The sequence below is a fragment of the Chryseobacterium cucumeris genome (assembly GCF_001593385.1).
GTDB classification, from domain to species: domain Bacteria; phylum Bacteroidota; class Bacteroidia; order Flavobacteriales; family Weeksellaceae; genus Chryseobacterium; species Chryseobacterium cucumeris.
In genome coordinates this window covers 117371-139171 of record NZ_LUVZ01000002.1, presented here as the reverse complement: position 1 = coordinate 139171, position 21801 = coordinate 117371, and the positions used below count along the sequence as shown (strand labels likewise).

Sequence of the window (21801 nt, the reverse complement as noted above, 5' to 3'; positions counted from 1 at the left end):
TCTTAACTTTTCTTACAATCTTTATTCTTAATAGTTAAATTTTTGACGCAAAGGTTTTATTGTGAGTATGTTTATCCAAGGAAGCAAAGAATGAATCAACAAGTTGATTGGATGAAGCTGATATAACAAAATTACTTATTACTCATTACATCATTCTAATGTCAGCGTAATATTCGTATGTGATTCTATAATTTCCACCAGTATTTCAAAAAGCGTCTGCCCTTTCCCTTCAGTCAATTCATTTAATTTCTGCTGAATGAGCTCTGTGTTGAAGGGTTTTCCCTGCCTGATCTTGTTTTCATAGAATTCACGGGTAGCCTTAAAGCCTAAGTCTTCTTTTGACTTTTCTGCTTCTTTCCAGATGATTTCAATTTTTTCTTTGCCTTCAATCACTCCGAAACCTCCGTAGAGAATATCATCAAAGCCATCTAGTGTTCCTACTTTCCAATCTGTATCCTTCATGAGAACGTTGGAAGCTTCTTCGTAGAAACCTCCTAAAGACGAAAAATGACCGCCATGGATGACGATCATTTTTCTTGTATTATTATTTGAAGTATTCAACACCGTTTTTGAATATGTTGTGATAATTCGCGGTTGGTATATTCTTCATGAGACCGTCTGCAAAACGCTCCGGATGGCCCATTCTTCCATAGATCTTTCCACATGGGCTGGTAATTCCTTCAATTCCGAATAATGAATTATTAGGGTTGAATGGCATTCCGTGGGCAATGTTTCCATCAAGATCAATGTACTGAGTTGCAATCTGCCCGTTTTCATACAATTTCTTAATCTCTTCTTCTGAAGCCATGAAACGTCCTTCTCCGTGGGAAATCGGAATAGTGAAAGTTTGTCCTTTCATTCCTTTTAACCAAGGGCTTTCGTCATTCACTACTTTTACAGTAACCATCTGAGAGATATGTCTTCTGATAGCATTATGAGCTAATGTTGGAGAGTTTTCATCCAGATCTTTGATTCTTCCGTAAGGTAACAATCCTGATTTCACCAATGCCTGGAATCCGTTACAGATCCCGATAATCATTCCATCTCTGTCTAATAATTCGTGTACTGCATTTTTCATTTTTTCGTTTTTCAGAACGTTAACGATAAATTTTGCAGAACCATCCGGTTCATCACCCGCAGAGAAACCTCCTGAGAATGCCAGAATCTGAGATGTTCTGATCTCTTCTACCCATGCATCAATGCTTTCATCCAATAACTGGTGATTGATATTGATTAAAGGTAAACTGCTTACTACAGCGCCTTCTTTCTGGAATGCATTCAGCGTGTCATACTCACAGTTGGTTCCCGGGAATACCGGAGCAAAAACTTTAGGCTGTGCGATTCCGTGTTTTTTGATGATGATATTTCTTGGATGGATTGAGTTTGATTTTTCATCAATTTCAACCGTAATCTTTTCTTTTTCTACTGTCGGGAAAAGGTTCTCGAAAGTATTGGTATTAGCAGCTACAAGATCTGTGATGTTTGATTCAATACCATTGATTTTTACAGCACCTGAGTCTTTTACTTCTCCGATCAATTGAAGAGCTGCTGAGCTTAATTCTTCTTTAGCTTCAATGATTAAGCTACCGATATTTTTAGCTAATAAAACAGCTTCATCAGCATTGATTTCAGCTCCTAATCTGTTACCGAAGCTCATTTTTGCTAAAGCTACTGCCAAACCTCCTTCTTTTACTGTTTTCACAGAAACAATTTTTCCTGCTTTGATGTTTTCAAAAATGAATTCAAAAACTTCTTTTAAAGCATTATAGTTTGGAAGTCCGTTTTCCTGAGCAATATGATTGAAGAAATATAATTTGTTTCCTGCGTTTTTCAATTCAGGAGAAATGATATTTTCTTTGTCTCCGTTAGCACATGCAAAAGAAATCAGGGTTGGCGGAACATTCAGATCCTGATACGTTCCGCTCATGGAATCTTTTCCTCCGATCGCCGCAAGACCTAAATTGATTTGTGCATCGTAAGCTCCTAAAAGTGAAGCCAAAGGTTTACCCCATTTTTCAGGGTTCTGTCCCAATTTTTCAAAATATTCCTGGAAGCTTAGTCGGATGTTTTTATAATCGCCTCCCATCGCTACAATCTTCGCTACACTCTCTACTACGGCGTAAGATGATCCTAACAGGGAGTTTTGTTTTGAGATTTCAGCATCGAATCCCCAGCTTGCCAGAGAAACGGTTTTTATATCTTTTGCTCCTAAGATCGGCAGTGTCTGCACACTTCCTTCCATCAGGGTCTGCTGGTATTTTCCACCTAAAGGCATTGCTACTGTAGTGGCTCCAATTGAAGAGTCGAACATTTCCAATAGTCCTTTTTGGGAAGCTACGTTTTTATCTTTTAAGATGTTCAGGAAGTTTTCTGCTGTGAAAGCTTTTGTTTCTTCTTTTACTTCTTCAAGATGAGTGATCTTCACTTCCTGAGATTTTGAACATCCGTTGGTATCTAAGAAAGCTCTTGAAAGATCTACAATTTTATCTCCTTTCCAGAACATCTGCATTCTTCCGGAATCTGTTACTTTTGCTACTTCTACCGCAACAATGTTTTCTGCTTCACAGAATTTAATGAATTTTTCTTTATCCTGAGGATCAACTACCACTGCCATTCTTTCCTGAGATTCGGAAATAGCCAGCTCGGTTCCGTTTAATCCTTCATATTTTAATGGTAATACATCAAGGTTTACTTCTAAAGAGTCTGCAATTTCACCAATTGCCACAGAAACTCCTCCTGCTCCGAAGTCGTTTGATTTTTTGATCAGCTTTGTTACCTCAGGATTTCTGAATAATCTCTGAATTTTACGCTCTTCTACAGCATTTCCTTTCTGAACTTCAGAACTCATCGTGTGGATAGAAGTCTCGTCCTGCTCTTTCGAACTTCCGCTTGCTCCTCCTACTCCGTCACGGCCTGTTGCTCCTCCTAAGATAATGATTGAATCACCGTTTTCAGGCTTCTCACGTCTTACCCAATCTACAGGAACGGCTCCGGTTACGAAACCAACTTCCATTCTTTTAGCTTTATAGCCTTCGTCATAGATTTCAGAAACCATAGTAGTGGCAAGACCGATCTGGTTACCATAAGATGAATATCCGTTGGCAGCCTGTTTGGTAATGGTTTTCTGAGGGAGTTTCCCTGGTAAAGTTTTGTCAACAGATTCCAAAACGTCTGCAGCTCCCGTTAATCTCATCGCCTGGAAAACGAAAGATCTTCCGGATAATGGATCTCTGATTGCCCCTCCTAAACAAGTAGATGCTCCACCGAAAGGTTCAATTTCCGTAGGGTGATTGTGCGTTTCGTTTTTGAATAATAAATACCAAGGTTCTTTTTTACCGTCATATTCTGCTTCGATCTGAATGGTACATGCATTGATCTCATCAGAAATAACAAGGTTATCAAGATTCCCTGTTTTATGGAAATATTTACCGCATACTGTTGCCAGGTCCATTAAGGAAATTGGCTTCAGCTCACGGCCTAAGAATTTTCTTTTCTCGATATAATCATTGAAAATAGTTTCCAATGTGTGTTTGAACTGACCTTCAAACTGAATATCTGACAATTCTGTTTCGAATGTCGTGTGACGACAGTGGTCACTCCAATAGGTGTCTAATACTTTTAATTCTGTTTCCGTAGGATTTCTTTCTTCAGTTTTGAAGTATTCCTGAATGAATTTCAGGTCATCCAATCCTAATGCAAAACCGTGGCTGTTATAGAAGTTCTCAAGTTCTGCATCATTGAAATTGATGAAGTTTTCGTGGATGATTACTTTTGATGGGGTTTCCTCTGCAGGAATATCCAGAATAGATAAGTCCTTTTCCTGAGATTCCACTTTGTTGATCAAAAGGTCTTTGATTTTAACCAAATCCGCTTCAGAAACTCCTTCAAATTCGATCAGCTTACCACTTCTTACTTTTGATTTTTCATTTTCAGTCAGCAAAGCGATACACTGCTGTGCAGAATCTGCTCTCTGATCATACTGTCCCGGCAAAAATTCCATCCCGAAATGAATAGCCTTTGCAGGGTTTTCTGTATGTAAAATATCAGTAACAGGGTCTACGAAAGTGTTGTTTACCACTTTTTCAAATTCTCCGTCGTTCAGATTGAAAATATCATATACATTGTATACTTTCACACTTTGAACTGCCGGGACAACCGCTTTTACTTCATCAAAAATTTTTGGACTTTCAACATCGAAAATTCCTCTTTTTTCTACGAAAATTCTTTTGTTATTAGACATTAGATGTCAGATTTTTAATATTAGATTTATTTTTTATTTTCAAATTTATTTCTTGCTATCTCTATTGAACGATGCAATTTTTCAAGCAAAACTTTTTCTGAAGGTAAGATAAGTAAATATTCTGCTACTTTTATATTATCCCCTTCCAGATTCATGAGTTCTATATGTTCGGAATTTTTCCCGGAACAAAGGATTAAACCAATGGGAGGGTTTTCACCTTCTACTTTTTCATATTTATTAAGGTATGAGAGATAAAGCTCCATCTGCCCTTTATGGCTGGCTTCAAATTCACCTAATTTCAGTTCGATAACGACTAAAGATTTTAGTTTCCTATGATAGAAAAGCAAATCTAGGTAGTAGTCTCTATTATCTATTGTGATTCTTTTTTGTCTTGAAAGAAATGCAAAATCACTTCCCAACTCAGAAATGAATTTTTGAAGTTCCACGATAATGGCTTCTTCTAAATCTTTTTCAGAAAATGTATCTTTCAATTCCAAAAAATCAAGAAAATAGGGATCTTTAAAAACCAAATCAGGGTTTAAAATATTATTTTCAGACCATTTTTTCAGTTCTTTATCTATTATTTCCTCAGGCTTTTTGCTTATTGCTGTTCGTTCAAAAAGCAGAGAATTGATTTTCTCTCTTAAGACTCTGACACTCCAATTTTCAATTTTACAAACTTCAAGATAAAAGTTTCTTTTAGTATCTTGTGAAATAGGAATGAGAAGCAGAAAGTGAGTCCATGATAATTGTCGCATCGCTGATGCGACAATATTAAAATCACTAAAAACAGACGCAAACTGCATCATTTTTCGGATATTTTTTTCAGAAAATGAATTTCCAAATTCTAACGTAAGTTGTTGAGAGATTTGTACAATAACTTCTTTACCATACTCTGCTCTCTTATTATCTAAAACATCTTCATTTATTCTTTTTCCTATTTCCCAGTACAAAACCACCATTGCCGAGTTTACCTGAGCAGCGACCTGACTTCTTGTCTTGTCTACCAGCTCCTTAAGATCGGCCATTAATTGTTGATGATTTTGATTCTGTAACATTATTAAAAATTAGATGTCAGATTTTTAATATTAGATTTATTTTTCTTTTTTACTTTTTCTGAGTTAAAGTTTTTTTCTTTAAACCCATCTATATTGGAAATTTTTGAAAGAGATTTTCTCCCCAATCATTATTCTGTACAAATTTAAAGGAATAAGTCATATGTTCTTCAAATTTGAACTGCCGAATTTCCAATTTTATATTATTTATTGATAAATTTATTCGGATTATCCTTATGTTCTTTCTGAAAGTCTTCTGCATTTTTTATTTCTTCTTTCAGCCAGTTTTCAAAAGGAACTTTCTTTTCATTAAAATCCTCAATGGCATAAAATGTTTTACCATCTTCTGAAACCAGGAATTTGAAACGGTAAAGCATATCCAAATCTTTCTTCTTGTGATTATAGGTATTCACCTGATAATACGGAAAGTTTTCTTTTGGTCTTTCCACAATTTCAAAAAACAGATTCTTTTCTTTTTCAGACAGTTTATTATAAAAGTTCACATAATAAAGATCTGAAAGCTTTTTCTTCTGTTTTTCAAAGAACTGAAGGATATTCTTCTCCTTTTCATTGTACTGAAACGGATTTGGGTAGTATTTTCCGTCTATTTCAACATCATTTCCAGACTGTTTTGCAACTGGCTGAACAGTTTCTCCTTTGACATTCATCACACCCCATTTTCCGCCTACAATGGATCTGTGCTCGTCATTTGTTTTTTCCCAGTCGCAACCATCACAAAATGCAGCATATCCATAATTAAAGGGGGATGCAAAATCATGCTCAGCTTCAATAATGATCTTTCCGTTTCGGTCTGCAAATCCTACTTTACCATTTTTAACCAATCTTCTCAGTCCTTCAGAGAAATAATCTGCTCCATTGTCATAAAGGAAAGGCTGATACAGGAATTTCCCATTTCTGTCATACACATAGCCCCATGCATTTTTCTCCGGTTTTTCGCCTTCTTTGCTTCCATCAAAAAGAATGGTTTCTCCTTCTACAGGATCTCCATCTTTTAGGAATGAAAAGACTTTGAACTGTGCAGGAACAATTATTTTTCCTGCTTTATCTTTTACTCCTACTAATGAATCTTTGGATTTAAAATAATGTAAATCTTCTTTAGTCTGAGAAAAAGAAAGGATTGGTGTTAAAAGAATGGTTAATAGTAGTTTTTTCATATTACCTGGAGTGGGAAATAAAATATGCAGCCCAAAAGACTGCATATTGTTTTATACTTTAAGATCAGCTTCCAATCCTATTAAGTCTTTGTTTTGGTCTATAATCGGCTGTACCTCGTTCTTGACGAATTCTTCCGTCTGGATCGGCGCGAACCCGATAAAGTTTTTAGGATCTAAAACTTCTTTCAGTTTTGATTTGTCTAGTTTTAAAGAGTTATCATTCAGGATTCTTTCGATAAGGTCGTTTTCTTTTCCTTCCTCTTTCACTTTCTTGGAAGCTTCCATAGAGTGAACTCTGATCACCTCGTGGATTTCCTGACGGTCACCACCTGCTTTTACTTCTTCCATGATGATATATTCTGTCGCCATGAAAGGAAGCTCTTCCATAATGTGCTTGTTGATTCTGTTTGGATAAACAACGATTCCGTTCAGAATATTGTTCCAGATCAAAAGAATAGCATCCACGGCTAAAAACGCCTGAGGAATGGTTAATCTCTTATTCGCAGAGTCATCCAATGTTCTTTCAAACCATTGTGTAGAAGCTACCATTGCAGAACTTGTTGTCAGAGACATTACATATTTTGCCAATGCTCCGATTCTTTCGCTTCTCATTGGGTTACGCTTGTACGCCATTGCCGATGAACCGATCTGGTTTTTCTCGAATGGTTCTTCAATTTCCTTAAGGTTTTGAAGTAAACGTAAATCGTTTGTGAATTTATGTGCAGATTGTGCAATATTGCCTAATAAAGCAACCACTTTAGCATCAATTTTTCTATCGTAAGTCTGTCCGGAAACTCCGAAAACTTTATCGAAGCCGAATCTTTTTGAAAGTTCTTTATCTAGGTGTTTTACTTTGGAATAGTCTCCGTTGAACAATTCAAGGAAACTTGCAGCAGTTCCTGTAGTTCCTTTTACTCCTCTGAAACGAAGGGTTTCAAGGAAGAAATCCAGTTCTTCGATGTCAAGAACCAAACTCTGTAACCAAAGTGTAGCTCTTTTTCCAACTGTTGTCAGCTGAGCCGGCTGGAAGTGTGTAAACCCTAAAGTTGGAAGATCTTTATACTGAATAGCAAAGTCTGCTAAGTTCTTCATTACGTTAACCAACTTTTTCTTTAAGATTAAAAGTCCGTCACGGATTTGGATTAAGTCTGTATTGTCTCCTACAAAAGCCGAAGTAGCTCCCAGGTGGATAATTCCTTTTGCTGAAGGCGCCACATCCCCATAAGCGTGAACGTGAGCCATTACATCATGACGGAATTTTTTTTCATACTCTGCTGCTTTCTCATAATCGATGTTTTCAGCATTAGCTTTTAACTCAGCGATCTGCTCGTCTGTAATTTCAAGTCCAAGGTCTTTTTCGATTTCAGCAAGAGCTATCCAAAGCTTTCTCCAATTCTGGAATTTGTTATTGTGTGAGAAGTTAAATAACATTTCTTCACTGGAGTAGCGCTCTTCCAATGGATTTTTGTAGGAATTCATTCGTTCTTTTACTTTTTAGATGTACAAAAATACGGTTTTTCAGTGAGAGTTGAAAATCCAGTTTGGATGATTTTCATTCATTATTTTTACTTATACTTTTGCCTTGAAATCGAAGATTCGAAGTAGTCAAACAAAAGTATACAAAAGTTCAAGACGGGAATCATCCGCTAAAAATTGGAATGTACTCCTAAAATTTCCAAACTCGCATGGATCATCCGGTTCCGCTTCGGTTCCGAGCAAGTCCCATGCTCAGACAGTGGAAATTTTTTAACGGATTACATTGAAATTTTCTTAACGCTCCTGATTCCTAAGTCATACATTAGTACATACTACTTTTTAAATGACTGGCGGTTAATACCATGAATAAATAAGTGACATATACAAAAAAGAAGTAAAACAATAACTTGGGAAATATTTAATATGATTTTCATCTATACTTTTGTCTTGAAACAAAAGTATGCAAAAGTTCAAGACGGGAATCATCCGCTAAAAATTGGAATGTACTCCTAAAATTTCCAAACTCGCATGGATCATTCGGTTCTGCTTCGGTTCTGAACAAGTCCCATGCTCAGACAGTGGAAATTTTTTAACGGATTACATTCAAATTTTCTTAACGCTCCTGATTCCTAAGTCGGACATTAATGAGTAATATACTACTTTTTAAATGACTGCTGGCTAATACCATCAAATACACAGATTAAAAAAGAACTAAAACAAATACCCTGTGAAATATTTATTATGATTTTCATTCATAATTTATACTTATACTTTTGTCTTGAAACAAAAGTATGCAAAAGTTCAAGACGGGAATCATCCGCTAAAAATTGGAATGTACTCCTAAAATTTCCAAACTCGCATGGATCATTCGATTCTGCTTCGGTTCTGAACAAGTCCCATGCTCAGACAGTGAAAATTTTTTAACGGATTACATTGAAATTTTCTTTACGCTCCTGATTCCTAAGTCGATTGGTGAGAGCACATAAAAAAAGCTATCCCATTTCCGGGACAGCCTGTTTTACTATTTTTAATTAATTAATCGATAATAAGTCCGCATGGTGACCCAACAGGGATACATTTTCTTTCCAGTGAGCACCAGAAGTATCCTGCAAGACACATTGGGATACCTCCCTGAACAGTTTTCAATTCTCTTTTTGAAAGTTTTCTTAAGTTTTTCATAGTAATATTTTTTGATTTTCTCCTACTCTATATGCTTTTCGGATTACGCTTTAATTTGGTAGATCCAATATACATGTTTTTCAGATATGAAAACATAACATATTATTTTATTCAAATTACAACAAAAGATTATTTATTGACATTAAATTAATGCCATTATATATGCAATATAAGTTCTTTAAACGATGAAGATAAAAAGAGACTTTCTCAAAAATGAGATAGCCTCTTCTTTGTTATCTGCCACACGATACAATCGTGCGGTAATGGGGTAATCTAAATAGGCAGCTTTTAATATTATTCACTAAAATACTTTTCAAGATATTCAATGTCTTCTTGATTGTTAATATTGCATTCTACAATAATTATATTCTTATTTGCAAGACCATTTAAATTATTGAAGATTTTTGTAAAATTATTTATTAAAAATTCGAATGATATAATATGGAAACCGATAGTACTAATAACAATATTATCTTGCTTTCCATTTAATAATAGCTGAAGTAAAATTATGTGCAATTTGCCCAAAGTATCATCTACTCTAATTTCAACACCTGTTAATTGATTAAAAAGCTTAATTAATTTATGTCTTTCACTTTTTTTTATTTCATCATAAAAGTAACCTATTTTCAAAGAATGTGGATAAGCAAAATTAACAAAAATATAATCATTTTTATTTTCTAGAGTTTGTATTTCTTTTAGAGTTATTAAGGATATTTTATGCATTATTTTGATGGTTTTACAGGAAATTTATATACTCTTTGATGATATTGTAAGGGATTTGCTTCATCAAATTTAGAATATTTCATAAGTAAATCCATATATTTATAATCACCTGTTTTTATTTTATACTGAATAGCTGCATTCATTTTATGATTTCCTTCGTTAAAATACAGAATCCCTTCGTGTTTATATCCTGCCACTCCTCGAAATTCAGTAAAAGAATTAGTTTCCATCTGTTGTAAATATTTAGCTACAATTTCAGGATTAATTCCCTTATTAATACTTTTAAATCCTTGTTCACTTGCTTCTGCTGCAATTTTTGAAGACAAGGCAAATTTAGCAGCTCTAGCCTCATTAGCAAATGTGAGACCTTCTGCCATATCTAATTTAGCTTCCCTAAAAGCAAATCCCATTGTTCTAAATGTTCTACTCCAAAAATCCTCTCCAACATAATAATTAGGGTTTGATTGCCATGCTAGATAAGCTTCATTTCGTGTATCATATTCATTTCCATGACGATAATTCCAATTTGTGAAATTATTTTCACTGTAAGCAACATCGCTGGCTGAATATCCTAAATATACAGCTGCAAAGGGACCTCCATTAATACTTCCGCTCTCAATTGTTGAACCGTCTGAAGCAAAATTTGTATAGCCTCCATTTTTGTACGTATCATCTCCTTTTTGCATTCCTTCTACAAAATGCCATACCCCATTTTTCAATCCCCAGCCTAAACCTTCTCTTCCATCTGGGTCAATAAAATTAATAGGATTACTAAAAGCATAATTATAAGGGCTATGTTTTGTCATTTTTTCAGCCAACGGGTCAACAACTCCCCATCTCCCAATATCCGGCATATAGAATCTAGCTCCATAATCATACATACCACTTTCCTGTAGTTCCTCTCCGTTATACTTGTAATTATAAGGAACTCCTCCAAAAGGAGCAGGCACAATAAGCCCCTCCTGGTGTTTTAATCCAAAAGGATAATAGTTGTTGGCATCAATAACCTCAAGTGCAGTACCATTATTCTTATAGCTCACTCTTACATTTCCTAAATGATCCGTGTAATTGTAAATATACTTATTTTCCGTAAAATCATAATACCCTTCGGAAGTCGGTACAAATTTTAATACCGGAATGGTGTAAAGAGAGGCTGAAGTATCATAGGCATGTCTGTTATCATACTGGAAACCGTCTAGATAATTGGTTTCTATGGAACCATTCATACTGTATGATTTAGATACTTTCATGCCATCTGCCCTGTAGGTGTAGCTGGTGTTGGAAATACCTATCAACCCTTCGTTAACTGAAATATAACTAGGCAAATTCAGGTAATTATAACTGATCTTCATTTTTTTATCAGGATGATCTGTCATATTTCCATTAAGATTATAGGCCATGGTTCCCTGCAAAGCATTGTATCCTGAACGGTTGTTAATAACCCCTGAAGGAAGAGTAATTTTATCCAGTGTATTACTTTTGTCCCCATTCTGATAATTATAGACAAGATCATCAATCTTCTCCGCGATAGTTCCCCCGGAAACAGGCAATGAAAATCTTTTTAAGGTTTTAATATTTCCATTGAGATCATAACTCAGCTCTTCGTTAAAATAATTATTCTGGGCTACAGAAGAATTAGGTTCGGAATACACTCCTTTCAGCATCCTGTTTAAAGAATCATACTGATAATTGTATCTTTTCAGCCCTTCATTACTGGAAATATTCCAATCAATCTCAGCAATATTTCCATTAAACCTTCCTGTTGACGTATTGGTATACACAGGATTGTTATACTTCATTTCATATCCAAATAATTTTCCATTGAGGTTTGCCGGATCATTAACCTTAGTCATCCAGCCCCGGATATTGTATTGATAAGCAATGGTCTGTAATGGAGATGCAGCTGTTCCTCCTACTTTCTTGGATTCCAGCTGGGAAATTTCATTATACTTATTCTGGGCAAGGTATTCAACGGGATTGCTGTCTACCTGATGAGTGTGGGTCAGAAGCCTGTTCTGGGGATCATAGGTGAATTTTTCTACAATGGTCTTTTCAGGATCTGCAGCAAGTCTTTTATGATAGGTATTGGTCTGAAGGATAACCCCGGTATAATCAAACTTATTGTTTACCACAGTATAGCCTCCTAAATGGTTGTTGCTTCTTGAACCGATGTTTCTTCCTTTGGTATCATACCAGATAAAGTTCCTGGTCCATTTATCATCTTCTATATTTTTGATATAGGAAGCGGTAAGGAGTCCTTTAGTCGTTTGTGCATTAGCCGGATTGTCCGTAAGAAGAGGCTGGGCAAATACATTGGTAACTGCAGAAGAACCTGGAGGATAGGTGTCATAATAATTAACACTTAACACCTGGCTAACATTCGAAGGAGTGGAAAGCTTCGTATAGTATACCACCATACCGTTTAAGGTAAATCCCGCCGCAGCAGTTCTGGTTTCATATAAAACGGTATTGACGTTGGCACTGTTTTGCATTGATACCCTGCTGGCAGTATTATTGGTAATTCCGGTGTAAATGGTTCTTCCAAACTGGTCATATTTGGTAAAGAGCCATTGTCCTTTTCCTTTAAGCTCGGTATCCTGAGTCAGTATAAGCTGATCAGCTGCGTTATACACCATATATTCCCAGCCTTTACCAGGCAGTTTCTTTTCTACCAGACGATTTCTCCCGTCATATTTATATTGATAACATAAATCATTCAATACGGTATTCGGATCTGCTTCTACGGAGGCTTTGGGAGGAATTACATATGCCAGCTGATTATAATCATTATAAACATAATAGGTATTGGCACTTTCTGTAGCACTGATTACTTTTCTGACCAATACCACCTGACCCTGTCCGTTTTTGAACTCAATACTTTGGTTGCCATCTTCATCGGTAACTGTATTTTTATATAACTGTCCTACTCCGTAGGAACCGGATAAAGTGAGTTGGGAAGTAAAAGTGGTATAGTTAAAAGTGGCGGTATATTTTTTAACCTCACCATCGGCATTTGCATCATATCCAAATTGTACAGGCTTATTATCCCAAGCGTTTCCAACTTGTTTCTGGCTTAAAATACGGTCTAAAGGTGAGTTTTCAAGAATCTTCTCTGAATAGATCTTTTCATTGCCATAGGTTGTTGGATAAACCCCCAAAGGACCTGAATAGTAACTTCCGTTGGCTGTAGAAAGCTGGGGAACAGGAAGATAATCTTTCACCTGTCTTCCAAACGGATCATATTCGATATGGGTCACAACATCATGACCTAAAGGTGAGGCTTTTACATTAACGATTTGCTTGGGTCTTCCGAGTCCGTCAAAATACTGAACCGTTTCAGAGGTTTTAACATTAGCAAGTGCAGGATCTGACAAATACGTCTTGGAGTAGACATAATTTTCCGTATTGGTAAGCTGCCCCTGGGCAGTTCCCATCATAAGAACCCCTACAGGAATTATAAGTTTTTTCATGATTGTGTTTAGTTTTTTGAAAAATGAAACTTAAAGTTTATATATCCATATCTTGAACTCGTAATTGTGCCAGATACTAATTTTGCAGACACATTCCCAACAGCATCAATTCTTACCTCCCATCTACGATTAGCTGGAGTATCGCCAAACATTCCTCCTGAAGGTTCATCAAAGGTAATCACTTGAGTCCTTGAAGGCCTACAAGTTCCCGTTATAAGCCCAAGTGTACGTCCAGCTCCCGAACTAAAAGATGTAGGATCTATACCATTAGTATTAATAAGAGCGCTAAAATGAACCAAATATGAATTTTCATTATAAATTACTGATGGCTTAGTCAAAGATAATCCTCCCATAGGAGTAAATGGACACTCGGAAGCAAAACATTGCAAGTTTTGATTTGCTTCTGCTTGACCATTTGAATTAATATCATCTAATGCTTTTTGTTCAGCATCAGATAGGCTTATCGTGGATGAATATATTTCTGCAGGGACTGTATAGTCATATGTATCGCTGTCATAACCTTGACCACAATTATTTCTGGTAAAAGGTTTACTGTGTTCTGAGTTGTAAAAGATAATAGGGGGAATTGACAGAGGAGCATAATTATACTTGTATTCTTTTAATATTTTATCATTATTATCAAATATTCTTTCTAGTCTATTTTGAGAATCATACTTATAGTTTTCTTTAATCCCTGAAGAATTAAAAATAGTTTTAACCCCTATTAACGGATCATAAGCATATAATGTAACTTTAAAGGGCATAGGTTCCAATTTCTTTTTAAATATATTTAGATTGGAAATTAATTCATTTTCGGTTACATCATCAATATCCAAATTGGATTTTTTAACGATTTCCAGCTCTTTATAAGAATTAGGATCATTGGGATTTAAATTGAAAATTTGCATAAGTTGTGAATAGGAAGCTCCTTCAATTATAGCTATAGGTTTAGTTTGATGATAGCCCCAAATTGTAGTTATAGGTATTCCTGATTTACGGGTTGTTTGGATTAAATTCTCTTTATTGTCATATAGATCAAATTTTTCTGTTTCAAAAACTTCAGCATTTTCAAAATTTGATTCATCAAAATGAGAATTTAATTGATTCACCTGTTGTGTTACTAATCTATATCTATTAGAGTTTTCAAACCTATTATAAATACTTTCTGAAAGAGTATATTTATTAGAATTATTTTTTTCAATAACTAAAATAGGTAAGTTAATATTGTCATCAACCATCTGTTTATAGGTAAGCAACTTCTTACCTGGTTTATCAATATTAATAAAGTTACAATTGGAACTATAACAGTTAGACGCTTTTAATAAATCACCTGGATAAAATATATTTTTAACATTAATTTGATTATCTGTTCTATATAGTTTACCTCTCTCAGCACTCTTGCTAATATATTTCTTTCTAAGACTCACATAACTGGCAGGAGTGCTGGACGAAAAAGTTTTTAGATCTAAAGAGTCAGGATTTGTAGCAAGATCTGTAAAGTAAAATTCGCTTTTTTCTTTACCTTCTATTTTTTCTATTACCTTACTGTAACTAATATCGGCGTCATATAATGATTCATAATAACCTCCACTGCTCGAATATAGAGCTAAAGGATCAGAACTGCTTCCTATAGGGGCTGATGTTCGTTCTTGTGATGTTATTCCTGTTGATCTTCCATTTTCATAATTATAAAAAAACCTTTTTTTGATGAAATTATTCCCATTTGTATCATATGTTGTAATTTCTTTTAGTCTTTGACCAGGTACACTCTTATTTTGGATATCATTTAAAAAATAGTTATTATTTCCATCATAGCCGTATACTTTTGAAGCAGTATTTTGTTCATAGACAAAAAAATCGAAGCCATTGGTAGGATGTATTAATTTACGAATTAAGCCACCTTGACTATTAATTTTATCCTGGCTACTCTTATAGGTATAATATTCAAAAAAATATTGCTCTTGGTTGATTATGGCCTTTTCTAAAAAACTCTGTCTTCTTTTACATTATAACTGAAATCAATATTATTAATTAGCTTATTATTTGTAGCTTTTACTTGAATTTTTTTAAGAAAAGGTTTGGTCAATTGATTATTTATATCCTGATATGAAAAACTGACACTGCCATAGTCAGAAATTTTTATTGAATCTAAAATCGCAATCTTATAATATGTATCCGTTTTATTTTCACTAAAACCGAAACTTGTTGAAGTACTCCAGCTGTTGTAAGTATTATAATTATTAATTATATCCTTACCAAGAAACAAACTATTATCAGCTAATGTAGCTTTAGAAGGAAATACAAAAGAGTAGTCACTGCCATAATAATACCCTCCATTTGTAAAAGGATCTAAAAGATTCCTATTTCCACTTCTATAAAAGGCATTGATAGTTCTACCATTACTTAATTCAACTTTTTTTAAATAAAATGCATTCAAATAATTTATATTCCTATAAACAGTATATGCAGTCGAATTACCCGATAGATTGTCATATTGATATTTATTCTTAACATAGTTAATATCAACAGAGTTATAATCTCCACCAAAATAAAATTTATTGCCCTTGGTATCTTCCATAATTATTTCTGGAAGAGTATTATTAATCGGGGCATACATGTTATAACATTTTTGTCCGTTAAAAGTGACTTTGAATTCGTCATTTTCGGATTGCACTAAAATATTACCTACATTATCAGATAAAAAAGTTCCTTTATAACCCAAAAATTCAAAATAAAATTCATTTGGATAATACTGCTCAATACTCGTATTAGGATTGTCAAGCATTTGCTTTTTTGTAATAGTGGTATTTTTTTCATTAAGAAAACATCTATTTGAATTTACTGCATAAAAACCATTACCTTGTTTGCTGACTATAGGATCTAAGTAAGCACGTGATTCTTTTACAATAATTTTTCCAAATAAATTGATATTCCAATTAGTTCCGACGATAGAAGGTTCTCCAATCATCAAATTATTAGAATAATTTAGAGAGGATGCTACTGCAATACCTCCTGTTTCTACTTTGTATAATGGAACTCCTATATTCGGCTCTCCTGTATTATAATTGTTAGATACATTTATATTTTTTGCAATTTTGTAATCATCCATGGGGCGATCTTGGGATGAAACTAATTGAATTACTATTACAGAAAATAATATTAAAACATTTTTCATAATTCTTATTGGAGTCATTTTTTAATAAGTTTCGCGTTTGCAGTTTTATTGGTATCAGTTTTTATAGTGATCAAGTAAGCTCCCTGAATCAAAGCCTGGGTATTAATCTTAGTCACTTTGTTTTTGGTTTTTATACTTTGAAGCTGTCTTCCGCTCATATCATACAAAAGAATATCTGCATCCTTAAAATCAAAACCTATTTCTACGTAAGCATAATCTGAAACAGGGTTAGGATAAATTTTAATGTCGTATTTTTCTATTAGCTGATCAACCTGTTTGTCGCCCAGCTTCACGATTTTCCAGTTTTCTTTACCCAGCTCTTCTGCGCTGGTTCCGGCAAGAATAATGGAGCCGTCTCTGTTCAGCTTTAAATCAGAAAGTCTTTCTTCTTTTTGTCTGGATTCACCATTCACATGCTTTCTCCACTGTTCATTGCCATTCTGATCCAGATACAGTATCCAAAAAGTTTCATCATCAGCTTGGATTCTTCCTTCTGCCTGAGTGTAACCTCCCAATAAAATTCCTTTGGAAGATTTGTCATCTGCTGAATGAAGAACGCTCATTCCCATCAGGATATCACGGTTCTTGAAATTGTAGGATTTTTGCCACTGCTCATCGCCTCTTTCATTTAAAGAAATCAGCCAAAGGTCTGTTCCTTCTTCCAGACCTACCGTTTTATTACCTGATCTTTCTGATCTGGATTCTCCGCCAATAATAAAACCATTTGAAGTTAATGCCAGCGTTCTGATATGATCATCTCCTTTACCTCCAAAGTTCTTTTCCCATTCTACTTTTCCGTTTTTGTCCAGCTTGACAATCCAGTAGTCGCCTTCACCGAAATTGTCGCTCTGCTTTGAGGTTGCAGATAACAGGTTATAGGTTGCAGGTTTATCAGTCGAAGTATTAGTGTTGATCTTTGATTGCTGATTATTCGTTTTAACAGATGAACTTCTCGAATAAATTCCTAATAAAGCTCCTCCATCTCTCGTTGGAATCATCTTTTCTACTTCGTCTAAACCTTTTCCACCTAAAATCAATTGTGATAATTCTTTTCCGTCTTTGTCTAATCGGGTAATTAAAACATCTTTGGAACCATAGCCTTTTGATGAGTTTTGGACATTTCCGGCAACAAAAAATCCTAAATCTGTCGTTTGAATCACAGCTCTGGCTTCTTCATCGGAAGAACTTCCTAACGTTTTCTGCCATAGTTCATCTCCAAATTCATTGATTCTGATCAGCCAGATATCTGAACCTCCTTTGGAATCCTCTTTTTTATCCAATCCCTTTCCTGAATAAGAAGTTCCTGCCAAAAGAAATCCGCCATCCTGAGTGGTAACAGTGGCTGACAGATAATCATGGTTTTGTCCTGAGAAATATTTCTCCCAGACTTCTTGACCCTGCTGATTGAGTTTTACCAAATGAAAATCGTAACCATAGTTTTGCTTTTGGCTGCTGGCTGCTTGCGGTTGGCTTTTAGACTGTATAGAGCTTCCTGTAATTAGATACTGCTGATCAATGGTTGTAGTGACCTGGCTTAGAAAATCCTGGGTAGAGGACTGGATATCTTTCTGCCATATCACTTCCTGAGCAGATACACCCAGGGCTGTGCATAAAGTAAATGCACCGAAATAGAATTTTTTCATCCTATGTTTTTTTGAGTTAGTAATTAGTTTCTTAAAACTTCGCGAATTTAACACTTTTTAAGATAGAAAGTCACTTTTATGTGGTACCGTTAATCATGCTATTTATCATTTTATTCTGATATATTTTTCATTCTATTATGTTGCAAAAGTATCTATCCACAACGACAAAACTTGTCGCATTAAAATCCAATTGAATTCATTGATTTCAAGCCACAAAAAAGCCACTCTTCCGAGTGGCTTTATATTTTTAAAGTTTTATTTTACTGATAAATGACTTCATCATTCTTCTTGATCTGGTAACTCTTTTTATAGGGAGTTAAAACATAGCTGTCTTTCACATGAGCTCCGCTTTTCCAGATTTTTGCTTTTCCCTGCTTATCCAAAATAATGCTTTTTGCAGCTCCATCCGGAATGAATACTTCGGCTTTAGTCATGCTTTTATTAAAAATAACTGCCGTCATTGAAGTATAACTTTTGTCTGAGTTTACTTCTTTGAGTTTTATTTTCTGATTGAAAGTCTGTATACAATTATTTCGTAATTGGGAATAGGTATATCCCGCAGAGCCAATACAACCGTGAACATCTCTGTCACCTCCGAGAACAGGAGTACTTTTTTGCGCAAAAACGAATGATCCAAGGAACATGGTACTGAGTAAAATTATTTTTTTCATAGGTAAAATATTTGTTTTTTTGACTGGTTACAATATCCCAGAAATGTGATATTAATTAATTTCTCTAAGGTACAAAAAAACCACTCTTTCGAGCGGTTTTTTTTAACCGGATCTTACTGATAGATCACGACATTATCCTTTTTAAGCTGATATCCGTGCTTTTTGTGAGGAACCAATACATAACCATCCTTTTTCCATGCTTTGGCTTTACCTCCTGCTCTGGTAAGGATAATGCTTCTTTCACCGGCATCTTTTACAAAAACCTCAGCTTGTTTCATGTCTTTACTGAAAATAACTGCAGCTATTGAAGTATAGCTGTCTTTCGGAGCTACTTCTGTTAACTTGATTTTCTGCTCAAACGTTCTTATACAGTCTTTCTTAATTTGAGAATAAGTATATCCTGCAGAACCAATACATCCGTGTGCATCTTTGTCTCCACCTTTTATTGTTCCTTTTTGTGCAAACAGTAAAGAACCCAGGAACATTGTGCTTAATAAAATTGTTTTTTTCATGTCGATTTGTATACTAATAATTACCCGAGGTATTATTAAAAATCGTGCCAAAAAAAACATCATAACACAATCCGGTGAATTACTTTTCCGGATATTACTTAGTCCAGTTAATCTTTGAATGCTGAACATTGTCAGAACTGGTTCCGATCATAATATCAAATTCTCCTGATTCCCAGTCATATTTCAGATCTCCGTTATAGAATTTCAAACTTTCTGGAGTGATATCAAAAGTTACTTTTTTAGATTCTCCTTTTTTCAAAAATATTTTCTGGAAACCTTTCAGTTCTTTTACCGGTCTTGTAATACTTCCCACCATATCTCTGATATACAATTGAACAACCTCAGCTCCGTCATAATTTCCCGTATTCGTTACAGTAACGGATGCCTGAACGGTCTGATTGCCTTTTGCAGTAGTAGTGGAAACTGCCATATCAGAATAATTGAATTTCGTATAGCTCAATCCATATCCGAAAGCATATAAAGGCGTATTACATTCGTCCATATAGTTTGAACGGAATCTTTCATAAGTACATTTGTCTACTTTATCCTGACTCAGCGGGCGACCTGTATTTTTAGCATTATAATAGATTGGCACTTGTCCAAGGCTTCTTGGGAAAGTCATTGGAAGTTTTCCCGACGGGTTTACTTTTCCGAACAGAACATCCGCAATCGCGTTACCTGCTTCAGATCCTGCAAACCATGCATTCAATATAGAATCCGGAGTATCTTTTACATTGGTTAAAGCTAAAGGACGTCCTGTGAAAAGAACCATTGCAATTGGTTTTCCCGTCTTCTTTAACTCGTTTAGCAGATCAACCTGAGACTGAGGAATGGTAATTTCTGTTCTTGAAGAAGATTCTCCACTCATTTCAGCAGATTCTCCGATAGCCAGAACAATCACATCTGCTTTGTTGGCAACCTCTACCGCTTCTTTTAGCAACTCTTCTTTGGAACGGTTGTCTCTGTCTGTTTTTTTACCGTGAGCTGCATAGATTTCTTCTAATTTGGCATCATAGTCTATATTAGCTCCTTTTGCTGATAAAAACTTAACTTCTTTTCCGTAGTTCGACTGTAATCCCTGCATCAAAGAAACTGAAGAAGCGTGTTTTGTAGCAACACTCCATGTTCCGGCCATATTCATTGAGTTATTCACCAATGGTCCGATTACAGCCACTGTTCCTGATTTCTTTAAAGGCAATACCTGATTGTCATTTTTCAATAACACCATGGATTGAGCAGCTGTATTTCTTGCTATATTACGGTTTTCCATATTATAGACTTCTTTTGCCGCTAACTTCGCATCTCCATGTTTGTACGGATTATCAAATAAACCAAGATCATATTTTGCTTCAAGAATTCTCCTTGCTGCCATATCAATTTCAGCTTGCGTAACTTTTCCTTCCTGAAGGGATTTTTTTAATGTTGTTAAAAAACCTTCTCCCACCATATCCATATCAACCCCAGCTTTTAAAGCCAAAGCAGATACCTGCTGAAGATCTCCCATACCGTGGTCTACCATTTCATTGATACCAGTATAGTCTGTTACTACGAAGCCTTTGAACTTCCATAGATTTCTTAATACTTCAGTCTGAAGCCATCTGTTACCTGTCGCAGGTACTCCGTCCACTTCATTGAAAGAGGCCATTACAGAAGCCACACCAGCATCCACTGCTGCTTTATAAGGAGGAAAATACTCATTAAACATTCTTACATGGCTCATGTCAACCGTATTGTAATCTCTTCCGGATTCACCTGCCCCATATAAAGCAAAATGTTTTACGCATGCTAAAATATTGGTTCCATTCGCAAGGTCTTTCCCCTGATAGCCATACACCATATTTTTAGAAATTTCACTTCCCAAATATGGGTCTTCACCAGAACCTTCTGATACTCTACCCCATCTTGGTTCACGGGAAATATCTACCATGGGAGAGAATGTCCAGTTGATCCCGTCGGAAGCAGCTTCTCTCGCAGCTACTTTTGCAGACTGCTGGATAAGGTTCATATCCCATGAAGCAGCCAACCCTAAAGGAATCGGGAAAGTAGTTTCATAGCCATGAATAACATCCATTCCGAAAATCATAGGAATCTTCAGACGGCTTTTTTCTACTGCCACTTTCTGAACTGCCTTGATCTTATCTGCTCCTTTTATATTGAATAATCCGCCGACTAATCCCTGCTCTACTTTTTTTCCGATATCAGAGCTCTGTGCCTGTCCTGTAGTGAAATCTCCGGAAGTCGGAAGGTTCATCTGCCCAATTTTTTCATCCAATGTCATTTTAGATAAAAGATTGTCTACAAAAGCTTTCTTCTTAGCCTGATACTGAGCTGTCTGGTAAGACTGAACGGGCTTCGTTACCATTTCCTGTGCGGAAAATACAGGTGCCAATGCTAAAGTGGCGATTACAATTAACTTTTTCATAAATCTATCTTCTTAAATTATTGTTTTATATTTTTTGCTTTAATTTGATGGGGTTATTTT

The 21801-nt window shown here is 35.4% G+C and carries 14 protein-coding genes; all 14 read right to left on the bottom strand.

Translation table 11 applies throughout. The features are described from left to right. Positions 1–150 precede the first annotated feature (150 nt). The 14 genes from A1704_RS06855 to bglX all read right to left on the bottom strand — a co-directional run bounded on the left by A1704_RS06855 (position 151) and on the right by bglX (position 21741). Positions 151–564, bottom strand: a complete 414-nt coding sequence (locus tag A1704_RS06855) for a hypothetical protein (RefSeq protein ID WP_062671903.1) — start codon at positions 562–564, stop codon at positions 151–153. Next, entirely contained in the window at positions 545–4240 is a 3696-nt protein-coding gene (locus tag A1704_RS06850; RefSeq protein WP_062671839.1) for a phosphoribosylformylglycinamidine synthase, read from the bottom strand. Before A1704_RS06850 ends, A1704_RS06855 begins: the two co-directional genes overlap by 20 nt. A gap of 26 nt (positions 4241–4266) precedes the next feature. Next, positions 4267–5298, bottom strand: coding sequence for a PDDEXK nuclease domain-containing protein (locus tag A1704_RS06845; RefSeq protein WP_062671838.1), 1032 nt, complete (start codon positions 5296–5298; stop codon positions 4267–4269). A 200-nt stretch (positions 5299–5498) separates the two neighbouring features. Further along, complete coding sequence (locus A1704_RS06840) at positions 5499–6470, bottom strand: WG repeat-containing protein (protein ID WP_238590586.1); 972 nt, start codon at positions 6468–6470, stop codon at positions 5499–5501. A gap of 51 nt (positions 6471–6521) precedes the next feature. Continuing rightward, positions 6522–7949: an adenylosuccinate lyase gene (purB, locus tag A1704_RS06835; protein WP_062671834.1), complete on the bottom strand. Its 1428-nt coding sequence runs from the start codon at positions 7947–7949 to the stop codon at positions 6522–6524. A gap of 1032 nt (positions 7950–8981) precedes the next feature. Then, the gene (locus A1704_RS24405; protein ID WP_156121528.1) at positions 8982–9125 is read right to left on the bottom strand and encodes a bacteriocin-like protein; all 144 of its coding nucleotides are present in this window, start codon (positions 9123–9125) and stop codon (positions 8982–8984) included. 294 nt (positions 9126–9419) lie between these two features. Next, the gene (locus tag A1704_RS06830) at positions 9420–9848 is read right to left on the bottom strand and encodes a hypothetical protein (protein WP_062671828.1); all 429 of its coding nucleotides are present in this window, start codon (positions 9846–9848) and stop codon (positions 9420–9422) included. Next, positions 9848–13318: a DUF6443 domain-containing protein gene (locus A1704_RS06825; RefSeq protein ID WP_062671826.1), complete on the bottom strand. Its 3471-nt coding sequence runs from the start codon at positions 13316–13318 to the stop codon at positions 9848–9850. The genes A1704_RS06830 and A1704_RS06825 overlap by 1 nt, the downstream gene beginning before the upstream one ends. An 8-nt stretch (positions 13319–13326) precedes the next feature. Further along, positions 13327–14745, bottom strand: coding sequence for a DUF5977 domain-containing protein (locus A1704_RS06820; protein WP_062671824.1), 1419 nt, complete (start codon positions 14743–14745; stop codon positions 13327–13329). Between the two features lie 554 nt (positions 14746–15299). Beyond that, positions 15300–16511, bottom strand: coding sequence for a hypothetical protein (locus A1704_RS06815; RefSeq protein WP_131797480.1), 1212 nt, complete (start codon positions 16509–16511; stop codon positions 15300–15302). Continuing rightward, on the bottom strand, positions 16508–18136 hold the full coding sequence (locus tag A1704_RS06810) for a T9SS type A sorting domain-containing protein (RefSeq protein ID WP_062671819.1): 1629 nt from the start codon (positions 18134–18136) through the stop codon (positions 16508–16510). The genes A1704_RS06815 and A1704_RS06810 overlap by 4 nt, the downstream gene beginning before the upstream one ends. A gap of 260 nt (positions 18137–18396) precedes the next feature. Continuing rightward, entirely contained in the window at positions 18397–18807 is a 411-nt protein-coding gene (locus A1704_RS06805) for a hypothetical protein (RefSeq protein WP_062671818.1), read from the bottom strand. Positions 18808–18920: 113 nt separating this feature from the next. Then, positions 18921–19319 (bottom strand): hypothetical protein, encoded by a 399-nt coding sequence (locus A1704_RS06800; RefSeq protein ID WP_062671817.1) that lies wholly within the window; start codon positions 19317–19319, stop codon positions 18921–18923. A 94-nt stretch (positions 19320–19413) separates the two neighbouring features. Further along, positions 19414–21741, bottom strand: a complete 2328-nt coding sequence (gene bglX / locus A1704_RS06795) for a beta-glucosidase BglX (RefSeq protein ID WP_062671816.1) — start codon at positions 21739–21741, stop codon at positions 19414–19416. Positions 21742–21801: the final 60 nt, after the last annotated feature.

Coding starts and splice junctions, on each gene's coding strand:
- A1704_RS06830 (WP_062671828.1), bottom strand. CDS start 9,848: ATGCATAAAATATCCTTAATAACTCTAAAAGAAATACAAACTCTAGAA.
- A1704_RS06800 (WP_062671817.1), bottom strand. CDS start 19,319: ATGAAAAAAACAATTTTATTAAGCACAATGTTCCTGGGTTCTTTACTG.
- A1704_RS06810 (WP_062671819.1), bottom strand. CDS start 18,136: ATGAAAAAATTCTATTTCGGTGCATTTACTTTATGCACAGCCCTGGGT.
- A1704_RS06815 (WP_131797480.1), bottom strand. CDS start 16,511: ATGACTCCAATAAGAATTATGAAAAATGTTTTAATATTATTTTCTGTA.
- bglX (WP_062671816.1), bottom strand. CDS start 21,741: ATGAAAAAGTTAATTGTAATCGCCACTTTAGCATTGGCACCTGTATTT.
- A1704_RS06840 (WP_238590586.1), bottom strand. CDS start 6,470: ATGAAAAAACTACTATTAACCATTCTTTTAACACCAATCCTTTCTTTT.
- purB (WP_062671834.1), bottom strand. CDS start 7,949: ATGAATTCCTACAAAAATCCATTGGAAGAGCGCTACTCCAGTGAAGAA.
- A1704_RS06845 (WP_062671838.1), bottom strand. CDS start 5,298: ATGTTACAGAATCAAAATCATCAACAATTAATGGCCGATCTTAAGGAG.
- A1704_RS06805 (WP_062671818.1), bottom strand. CDS start 18,807: ATGAAAAAAATAATTTTACTCAGTACCATGTTCCTTGGATCATTCGTT.
- A1704_RS24405 (WP_156121528.1), bottom strand. CDS start 9,125: ATGAAAAACTTAAGAAAACTTTCAAAAAGAGAATTGAAAACTGTTCAG.
- A1704_RS06850 (WP_062671839.1), bottom strand. CDS start 4,240: ATGTCTAATAACAAAAGAATTTTCGTAGAAAAAAGAGGAATTTTCGAT.
- A1704_RS06825 (WP_062671826.1), bottom strand. CDS start 13,318: ATGAAAAAACTTATAATTCCTGTAGGGGTTCTTATGATGGGAACTGCC.